Source organism: Nitrospira sp., assembly GCA_030692565.1.
Lineage (GTDB): Bacteria > Nitrospirota > Nitrospiria > Nitrospirales > Nitrospiraceae > Nitrospira_D.
Genome location: JAUYAO010000057.1, coordinates 204,302 through 213,728 on the forward strand (window position 1 = coordinate 204,302; position 9,427 = coordinate 213,728).

7 protein-coding genes are annotated in these 9,427 nt (G+C 57.9%); 3 read left to right on the top strand and 4 right to left on the bottom strand.

Annotated features, from left to right (window positions below; genetic code table 11):
• Window positions 1–11: 11 nt before the first annotated feature.
• From ppdK to Q8N04_16650, 4 genes are read right to left on the bottom strand one after another with little or no spacing between them, the layout of a single operon-like run.
• Complete coding sequence (gene ppdK, locus Q8N04_16635; GenBank protein ID MDP3092301.1) at window positions 12–2,861, bottom strand: pyruvate, phosphate dikinase; 2,850 nt, start codon at window positions 2,859–2,861, stop codon at window positions 12–14.
• A 31-nt stretch (window positions 2,862–2,892) separates the two neighbouring features.
• Window positions 2,893–3,402 (bottom strand): hypothetical protein, encoded by a 510-nt coding sequence (locus Q8N04_16640; protein ID MDP3092302.1) that lies wholly within the window; start codon window positions 3,400–3,402, stop codon window positions 2,893–2,895.
• Window positions 3,403–3,417: 15 nt separating this feature from the next.
• Window positions 3,418–5,601, bottom strand: coding sequence for a glycine--tRNA ligase subunit beta (gene glyS, locus Q8N04_16645; GenBank protein MDP3092303.1), 2,184 nt, complete (start codon window positions 5,599–5,601; stop codon window positions 3,418–3,420).
• 18 nt (window positions 5,602–5,619) lie between these two features.
• The gene (locus tag Q8N04_16650) at window positions 5,620–6,561 is read right to left on the bottom strand and encodes a glycine--tRNA ligase subunit alpha (GenBank protein ID MDP3092304.1); all 942 of its coding nucleotides are present in this window, start codon (window positions 6,559–6,561) and stop codon (window positions 5,620–5,622) included.
• A gap of 548 nt (window positions 6,562–7,109) precedes the next feature.
• Between Q8N04_16650 and Q8N04_16655 the strand changes: the two genes are divergently transcribed.
• The 3 genes from Q8N04_16655 to Q8N04_16665 all read left to right on the top strand — a co-directional run bounded on the left by Q8N04_16655 (window position 7,110) and on the right by Q8N04_16665 (window position 9,209).
• Window positions 7,110–7,544, top strand: coding sequence for an Rrf2 family transcriptional regulator (locus Q8N04_16655; GenBank protein MDP3092305.1), 435 nt, complete (start codon window positions 7,110–7,112; stop codon window positions 7,542–7,544).
• 2 nt (window positions 7,545–7,546) lie between these two features.
• Window positions 7,547–8,392, top strand: a complete 846-nt coding sequence (locus Q8N04_16660; GenBank protein ID MDP3092306.1) for a sulfite exporter TauE/SafE family protein — start codon at window positions 7,547–7,549, stop codon at window positions 8,390–8,392.
• Between the two features lie 451 nt (window positions 8,393–8,843).
• Window positions 8,844–9,209: a fibronectin type III domain-containing protein gene (locus Q8N04_16665; GenBank protein MDP3092307.1), complete on the top strand. Its 366-nt coding sequence runs from the start codon at window positions 8,844–8,846 to the stop codon at window positions 9,207–9,209.
• Window positions 9,210–9,427: the final 218 nt, after the last annotated feature.

Sequence of the window (9,427 nt, forward strand, 5' to 3'; positions counted from 1 at the left end):
TGTCCGGTCCGTCACCGTTTCTTGCGGCTGGCTGAAGGCTTCTTGGGCGCCGGCTTGGCCCGCTTCACAGACTTCGGGGACTTCGAGGCCTTCGAGACCTTCACGGATTTCACCGTCTTGACGCGCGCCGCCACGGCTTTCTTGGATGCAACCGGCTTCGCGTCTGCATGGGCGAGTGCCGCCTGAGCCGCGGCCAACCGAGCAATCGCCACGCGGAACGGCGAACAGCTCACATAGTCCAACCCCAGCTGATTGCAAAATTCGACGGAGCTCGGATCGCCGCCGTGTTCGCCGCAGATCCCCAGCTTGATCCCGGGTCGCGACTTGCGCCCGCCGGCAATCGCGGTCTTCATCAACGATCCGACGCCTTCACGATCGAGCGTGGCAAACGGATCCGCATCCATGATCTTCACGGTGCGATAGTGGTCGATGAACTTCGCGGCGTCGTCGCGGGAAAATCCGAAGGTCGTCTGGGTGAGATCGTTCGTGCCGAAGGAGAAGAACTCGGCTTCTTCCGCGATCCGTTCGGCGGTCACGGCGGCGCGGGGCAATTCGATCATCGTCCCGACGAGGTACGAGAGCTTCACGCCGTACCGTTTCATAGTCTCCTGCGCGACTTCGCGAATGAGATCCTTCTGCGACTTCATTTCCGCCACCATGCCCACCAGCGGAATCATGATTTCCGGCACGATCTTCTTGCCTTCCTTCGCCAGCTCACAGGCCGCCTCGATAATGGCGCGCGCCTGCATGCGCGTGATCTCCGGCATCGTAATGCCCAGCCGGCAGCCGCGCAGTCCCAGCATCGGATTGAATTCATGCAGCTCCTCGACGCGGGCCAGCAACCGGCGCTGTTCCTCCAGCTTCACTCCGTCCTTGCCGGTCAACTCCAGCTGGGCGATTTCCACCATCAGCTCTTCGCGCTTCGGCAAAAACTCGTGCAGCGGCGGATCGAGCAGGCGAATGGTGACGGGGAATCCCTCCATCTCACGATAGAGTCCGATGAAGTCTTGCTTCTGCAGCGGCAACAACTGCTCCAGATACTTTTCCCGATCTTCTTTCGTCCGGGCCAGAATCATTTTCTGCATGATCGGAATACGGTCTTCCGCGAAGAACATGTGTTCCGTACGGCAGAGCCCGATCCCTTCGGCGCCGAACCCCCTGGCGATCTTGGCCTGATCCGGCACATCGGCATTCGCCCGCACCTTCATCGTCCGCACGCTGTCCGCCCAGGAGAGGATGGTCGCGAAGAGCTGATACTTCTGCGACTGCTTCGCATCCAGCTTCCCCTGCACCACTTGAATGATCTCGGATTCCATGACGGGAATATCGCCGTCATACACATTGCCGGTGGACCCGTTCACAGACAGATAGTCGCCCTCACGGAACACTTTCGAGCCGATCCGCACCGATTGATTGTCGATGACTTCGACCGCTTCGCAGCCGGCCACGCACACTTTGCCCATCTGCCTCGCGACGACCGCCGCATGGGAGGTCATCCCGCCGCGCGCGGTCACGAAGCCGGTGGCGGCATTCATGCCATGAATATCGTCGGGGCTGGTTTCATCGCGGACCAGCACGACCCGTTGCCCGGATGCCTTCATCTCGACGGCGCGATCCGGCGTCAAGGCGATCTTTCCCGCCGCCGCTCCCGGCCCGGCCGGCAGGCCTTTGCCCAAGGGAGTTGAACCAGCTTCGGACTGGGTATCGAAGATCGGATAAAGATATTGCGCGAGCTGATCCGGGCCGACCCGCTGCACGGCCTCGCGCTTGGTGATCAACCCTTCTTTGACCATTTCGACGGCGATCCGCACGGCAGAGATGCCGGTCCGTTTCCCGACACGCGTTTGCAACATGTAGAGCTTGCCCTCCTGGATCGTAAACTCCAGGTCGAGCATGTCGCGGTAATGTTTCTCGAGGCGCTTGTAGGTATGTTCCAGCTCTTTGTAGGCGGGAGGCACGGTCCGGCCCAACTCCGTGACCGGCAGCGGCGTCCGGATGCCGGCCACCACATCTTCGCCCTGCGCGTTCATCAGACACTCACCGAAGAACTTCCGCTCACCCGTATTGGGGTCGCGGGTAAAGGCCACGCCGGTGCCGCTGGTGTCGCCCATGTTCCCGAACACCATGGCCACGACATTGATCGCCGTGCCCCAGTGATCCGGAATCCCGTTCAGCCGGCGGTAGGTGATGGCACGCGCGCCGTTCCAGGATGAGAACACGGCATCGATCGCCAGCTTCAGCTGCTCATTCGGATCGTCCGGGAACCCTTTGCCGGTCTCTTCCTTGACCAGCGACTTGAAGCGTTCCACGAGATCGCGCAGCGCGCGCGCATCGAGCTGCGTCTCGTGCTTCACGCCCATTTCTTCTTTCTTGTGATTCAGAATGGCTTCGAAATGCTCGCGCGGCACTCCCATGACGATACTGCCGAACATCGTGATGAACCGGCGATAGCTGTCCTGCGCGAATCGTTCGTTCTTCGTCTTGGCGGCGAGACCTTCGACCGTCTTCAGCGTCAGGCCGACGTTGAGGACGGTGTCCATCATCCCCGGCATCGACGCGCGCGCACCGGACCGCACGGAGACCAGCAACGGCCGTTCCGGATCGCCGAATCCCATCCCCATCGACCGTTCCACCCGCTTGAGTGACGCCAACGCCGTCTCCCACATCCCGGGCGGATACTTCTTCCCCAGCTTGTAATACTCCGCGCAGGCTTCTGTGGTAATGGTGAATCCGGGCGGCACGGAGATGCCCAGGTTGGTCATCTCGGCCAGACCCGCGCCTTTGCCGCCCAGCAACTCCTTCATGTTGGACGTGCCTTCTGCCTTGCCGTCACCGAAGTAGTACACGTATTTCTTTGCCACGCCTGCTCTCCTTTGCGATCGACCACTGAACCTAGACGACTGGTCTGCCTGCAGCCAATTCAAGTTGATGCCGATACCGATTGACCAGATACCGCCGCGTCAACATCCCGAAGACGATGACCGCCGCGACAAATCCGACAAATCCCACGAGGCGAAAATCGGCCTTGATGCCATGATCCACGTAATAGCGCCCATCAGAACCCTGCCGTACTTTGGTGTTTTTGTCCAGCACATGAGGCTTGCCTGTCGGATCCGAGAGATTGATCCATTCGGAGCAGAGACGGATCGGCTCAGCCGATCCGGCGAGACGCTGCCAACTGAGACGAAGGCACACGTCGTCTTGCGGATTGAACTGATCCTGCGTCTTGACTAGCTCATCCAGGTTGACGCCGCTCGCCCATATGCCGAGCAGGAAAATCCCGTTGCACAATACGATCAGGACAATCGTGATGACCCGCGTATACCGCTGAACGCGGGTGGAACGCAGTGCATCATTCCCCGGTTCTGCCAGGCCAACCTGCGATGGGAAATCCTGCACCATAGCTCCATGCCTCGACTAACTCCCTTGTACCACAATCTGGGAAAAGTCCGCGAATGACATGAAGAAGTCATCCACATCCTTCAAGAGCGAGAGCCGATTGCTGCGCACCGCTTTGTCGTCGGCATTCACCATGACCGCGGCAAAGAAGGCGTCGATGGCCGGCTTCAGGCACACCAGCGATTCCAGCGCCTTGCCGTAGTCGCTCGCCTGCATCGAGGTCCCCATCCGTTCCCGCTCCTCGGACACCGCCTTATGCAGAGCGGACTCGGTGGCATCTTGAAAGACGGCTGAGGCGACCGGCTGACGATCCCACTGCTCTTTTTCAACCAGCCGATGGGCGCGCTTGAATCCCACGATCAACGGGTCGAACTCCGGCCGGCTGGTCACCGCTTGTAATGCCTGCATCTTGGCCAGGAGATCCCGCAGGTCGAACGACTGACGATCGGTCACACTCACGACGGCATTCACGACGTCATCCCGCAACCCGTGGACGGTGCGGGCATAGTGCCGTACCCGTTCAAATGCAAAGTCGACCAGCCGCTGCTGGCCGTCCCCCTGATTCGAACCAGCCTTGATTCCTGCCGCCTCCACAATGGTACGCGCTTCACTGATGGCACGGCCCAGGTTCAATCGGACGCTACCTTCCAAGAGAATACGCACCACTGCCGTGGCATGACGACGCAGCGCAAAGGGATCTTCCGAACCCGTCGGCACCATGCCGACATGGAAGAAGGATGCAAGGCTGTCCAACCGGTCGGCCAGCGACAAAACCTGCGCTTCGGTCGACTCGGGGATCGCGCCCTCCATCGACTGGGGCCGATAATGTTGGAGGATCGCCAGGCACACCGCCGGCGCTTCACCGTCGTGCCGCGCGTAGTAGCCGCCCATCACACCCTGCAATTCAGGAAACTCTCCGACAATGCCGGTCAGCAGATCCGCCTTGCACAATGCACCCGCCCGTTCACAATTCTTTATGACGGATTCGTTCAGACCTGCCAGCCGAGCGAGCGAAACCGCCAGGGCAGCAATGCGCGCCTGCTTCTGCCCCATCGTCCCGATTTTTTGATGAAAGGTGACCCCGGCAAGTTTGGCGACTCTTTCCTGTAGTGGCGTTGTCCGGTCATCGTCGTAGAAAAATTTGGCATCGGCCAAACGCGCCGCCAGCACCCGCTCATTGCCTTCACGGATGAGGCCCATGTCTTTGACCCGATTGTTGGCCACCGCAATGAAATGCGCCACCAACTTCCCGGTCGTCTTATGACGGAGCGAGAAAAAGCCCTGGTGTTCCTTCATTGAGGTGATCAGAATTTCTTCGGGGACATCAAGATACGTATCCTTGAACGACCCGATGATCGCGTACGGCCATTCCGTCGTATACACCGCCTGGTCGAGCAACGCGTCGTCTTGGTTCAGCACAAATCCCGTCTTTTTGCACAACGTCGAAATCTGCTCGGCTATGATGGCCCGACGGCGTTCCGGGTCAGGAATGACGCCGTCTTTCTCCAGCGCCTTCACATAGGTCGCACAATCCTTGACGACGACCCCCTGCTTCGAGCCGAGCACCCGGTGACCCCGCGTCCGGTTCCCCGCCTTGATTCCAGCCGCCTCGATCGGTAGCACCGCGCCGCCGAAGAGCACGACCAGCCATCGCACCGGCCGGGCAAACCGCACACCCGCTTCGTTCCACTTCATCGCTTTGGGGAATGACAACTTGGCCACGAGCCGCGGCAAGAGTTCTGTGAGCACGGTTTTAGAAGGACGTCCTTCTTCACGCTTCACCGCGAAGAGATACTCGCCTTTCGGTGTCTGTCGAACCTCCAGATCCTCTACCGCCACCCCCTGCCCCGCGGCAAAGCCGACAGCAGCCCTGGTCGGCTGTCCCGCCTGATCGAATGCCACCGCTTTGGACGGCCCCATGGCCTCCTTCATGACGGAGGCCTGTTGCGTGACCAGTCCCTCAACGACGAGCGTCAGCCTTCGGGGAGTTCCGAGTGTCCGGACGGCCTGAAAGGTAAGTCGTTGCTCCGCAAACAACTGCTCAGCGGACTCTTTCAATCGGGTCAACGCGGGACTGATGAACTGATAGGGCAGCTCTTCGACCCCGATCTCCAGCAGCAACTCTGCGGTCGCCGGAGCAGATCGCCCGCTCCCCTTCTTCGTGGATCCACTGTCGCGAGATGGTTTCTGAGTTTTCGGCATAGACAATTTCTCAGCCAATTAAGACCGCTTGCTTGCAGCGGCCGATCGCGGGCGACCGGTGGAGTGAGTCCCCTGCTTTGTCGCACGAGCCATGAGGGGATGCCCCATGGCAGCCCGTTCTTCGATGTACCGTTCCGCGCATTGCCGGGCCAGCGCGCGGACCCGGGCGATGTAGCCGGTGCGCTCCGCCACACTGATGGCACCGCGCGCGTCGAGCATATTGAATACGTGCGAGGACTTGATGCAGTAGTCGTAGGCCGGCAACGTTAAGCGCTTCTCGGTCTGCGCGAGCAACCGCTTACATTCGGCCTCGTGCGATTGAAACGCCTGCATCAACATCGCCACATCGCCTTCTTCGAAGTTGTAGCGGGAACCCTGGACTTCGGTTTCATGATGGATGTCGCCGTACTTGATCTGATCGGTCCAGGCCAGGTCATAGACATTGTTGACCTGCTGCAGATACATCGCGATGCGTTCCGTCCCGTAGGTGATCTCACCGGTGATGGGCGCCAGCTCGATCCCGCCGATTTCCTGGAAATAGGTGAACTGGGTTATCTCCATCCCATCCAGACGGACTTCCCATCCCAACCCCCAGGCCCCGAGCGTCGGGGACTCCCAGTCATCTTGGATAAATCGAATGTCGTGCTGCTTGGGATTGATCCCCAATTGAGCCAGGCTTTCGAGATAGAGCTCCTGGATATTGTCGGGGGCCGGCTTCAGCACCACCTGGTACTGATAGTAATGCTGCATGCGGTTCGGGTTTTCCCCGTAGCGGCCGTCCGTGGGTCGACGGCAGGGTTGCGGATAGGCCGCCCGCCAGGGTTCGGGACCGAGGGAGCGCAGGAAGGTAGCCGGGTGAAAGGTTCCGGCCCCCATTTCCATATCGTACGGCTGCTGAATGACGCAGCCTCGATCCGCCCAAAATCTGCTTAACGTCAGAATGAGGTCCTGATAATTCATGAATGGTCCAACGATTGATTCTCGCAGAATGCTGAAAAAGTCCGCCAGCGGCGTTCTCGCCGCGCTCAGAGACTCAACGTACCTAGAGTCGACTTGAGGCGAAGGGCCTATCCGCTCGCATGGATCGAAGCGAGCGGGTCAAGCGAAGCTTGGTATGTACCTCCTCGTCTCTTCACTCACTGCGGCCTTGCCGAACAGCCTTTTTGAGCATCCTGAGGTTGTTCTTCCCTCAACACCACCGTAACGACCTCGGCCATCTGTGCGGGATCGACCGGGCTTTCCCGCAGCCTGCTAGAGAAGACTCACCGGTTGCCGCTGGAGAAAAATAGCGTGCCAAGCTAACAAGAATGCTTTCATACTGTCAAGCAACATTCCCTCATGGATCAAAGAGTTGCATCGTGTTATCGCAATGGAAAGAGAATGGGGCTTCGCCACATCCCTTTGAGGAGATCCAGATCGTAAACGCAACCAGGAGCTTGACGAATCTCATCGACCTCCATTAATGTGGCGAAACTTGACTAAGTCAATTCATTTCAGAAAGACAAGGCGTGAAGCTTTCCAAGAAAAGCGAATATGGTCTCCGAGCGCTCATTGAGCTCACGCTTGCCTATGAACAAACGACATTGCAGCGACACCAAATTGCCAAGCGCCAACACATTCCGATCGAATTCTTAGAACAAATCCTTCTGGCGCTGAAACGGGCGGGATTGCTGGCCAGCCGGCGCGGTCTCAAAGGCGGCTATACCTTGATCAAGCCCCCTGGAGACATCACCGTCGGGCAAGTGATCCGCATCCTGGATGGTCCGCTTGCCCCCATCGGCTGCGTGAGCAAGACCGCCTATCAAAAATGTCGGGATTGCCCCTATACGGACAAAGCCGAGTGCCCGGTCCAACATGTGATGGGCCCGGTCCGCGATGCCATTGCCGGCATCCTCGATAATTGTACGCTCAATGATTTTGCAGCAAGCCATCGCAGAGGATAACCATGGATCAGATCGTCCTCGTTCTCATTACTTTCGTCGCCGCGACCGTCAATGGCGCGCTGGGCTACGGCTTCTCCTCGATTACCATGCCGGTTGCCCTGCTGTTCTATACGAATCGTATTTTGAATCCGGCCATGGTGCTCGTGGAGCTGGTTCTGAATAGTTATGTCCTCTTTCTCAATCGCCAAAACATACCCAATATTTTCCGGCGTGTCGTGCCGATCCTGATCGGCCTCGCCATGGGGGTCGCCATCGGTAGCTACATCCTCTCGATGGTGCAACCGGCCTGGGTAAAGTTCGTCACCTACTTCATGCTGCTCCCGTTGATTCTGCTTCAAGCGGCCGGCATCCGCAAACCGATCAAAGCAGAAAAAACCATCGGGGTCCCGTTCGGGGTCGGCATCGGCACGCTCTATTCTGTCACGACCATCTCCGGACCGCCGCTGGCGTTACTGTTCAATAATCAGGGGTATGAAAAGCAGGATTTTCGCGCGGCGCTGGGCGTGATTCGGGTGGCGGAAGCGACCCTGACGGCTATTGCTTACACCATCATAGGTTTTTACAGCGCCAGCAGTATGGAGGTGATCCCCTTCATCGTGCCAAGCGTCTTACTGGGTATTCCGCTCGGCGTATTCTTGATCCGTTGGATGGATCCGGAGACATTCCGGCGGCTCTGCATGAGCTTTGATGCCCTAGTCGTCGGCTTTGGGCTTTCAAGAGTCCTTGTTGAGCTGAAACTCGCAAGCACCTTCACCACTTACAGTATTCTTTCGATCGTCGTCCTGCTCAACGCCGTGCTTCTCTATCGGTATTTTCAAGAGAGGGCCGCCTCACAATCCAAAATCTAGCGCCTACGAATCCCCCCTCCTCCCATTGCCGTCCACACTCAATCACACACTCCCTAATTCGATAATACATGTGTAGAAGTGAAGGCTTATCCCTACACAGCCAGAATGAGAGATTGCCGTAAAATCTCTCAAGATACTCGTCCACCTGAAGGTCAAATCATTCAAACTTTGCAAGGCAGAGAAAGAACTCCATTCAGAAACCTCCATATTCACGCTGAATAAAGACAAGTTTATTCTTGGCCTATGTATTGCTAATGGTAGATCCATCAATGCGGGAGTAAGAAGTAATGATCCTGTTTATTTTACTCATCATGGCAGCTGTTGCACTGAGCGCTAGCTCAACGCCTGCAGAGAACAGTCCGCACCGTTCGACATTTTGATGTTGTAGCTCCAGCCGTCAATCAAGTAGAAAGAACCCCCTTACATGAGCAATGAGTTGAGAAGCCAATCTATGCGTACGTTGTCCACAGGCACGTTGCTGACGGCCTACATGCTGCTAACCGGTTGCGGTGGCGGCGGGGACGGAGCGCCTGCCGTCTCAACCTCCTCAAGCTCGGCACTCCCGACAGCCTCACTCGCATGGAATCCGATACAGGGTTCGTCGATAGTCGGATACTACGTCCATTACGGACGGCAATCTCCCGGGCAGTCGGGCTCTTGTTCGTATGAAGCGGCCCAATTTGTCGAGGCACCGAACGCCACGATTTCCGATCTCCAACCCAACACCCGTTATTTCTTTGCGGTCAGTGCCTACAACGGCCTGGAAAGCGCCTGCTCGAGTGAAGTCTCAACCGTGACGCCCTCCTCCCAAGCCTAGCCAGAATCATCCATTTGTATTTGCGATCTTCTTCCTTGAGGCGTTCGAGGCTCAAGGAAGAAGATCGCAAGTCCTTTCATGTAATACCACAATGATAATGTCCGCTTTCACCACAGTAGAAATGTCCTCTTCGTTGCTAGACTGCCGGCTTTCAGACGGAGGGCTGGATGGTCGGAGAGGACAGGGTCATCATGAGTGTGAAGGAACTGAGACGAGTG

Bases quoted from the DNA above. Each gene is read 5' to 3' on its own strand.
- Q8N04_16640 (MDP3092302.1), bottom strand. From the start codon at position 3,402: ATGGTGCAGGATTTCCCATCGCAGGTTGGCCTGGCAGAACCGGGGAAT.
- glyS (MDP3092303.1), bottom strand. From the start codon at position 5,601: ATGCCGAAAACTCAGAAACCATCTCGCGACAGTGGATCCACGAAGAAG.
- Q8N04_16650 (MDP3092304.1), bottom strand. From the start codon at position 6,561: ATGAATTATCAGGACCTCATTCTGACGTTAAGCAGATTTTGGGCGGAT.
- Q8N04_16660 (MDP3092306.1), top strand. From the start codon at position 7,547: ATGGATCAGATCGTCCTCGTTCTCATTACTTTCGTCGCCGCGACCGTC.
- Q8N04_16665 (MDP3092307.1), top strand. From the start codon at position 8,844: ATGCGTACGTTGTCCACAGGCACGTTGCTGACGGCCTACATGCTGCTA.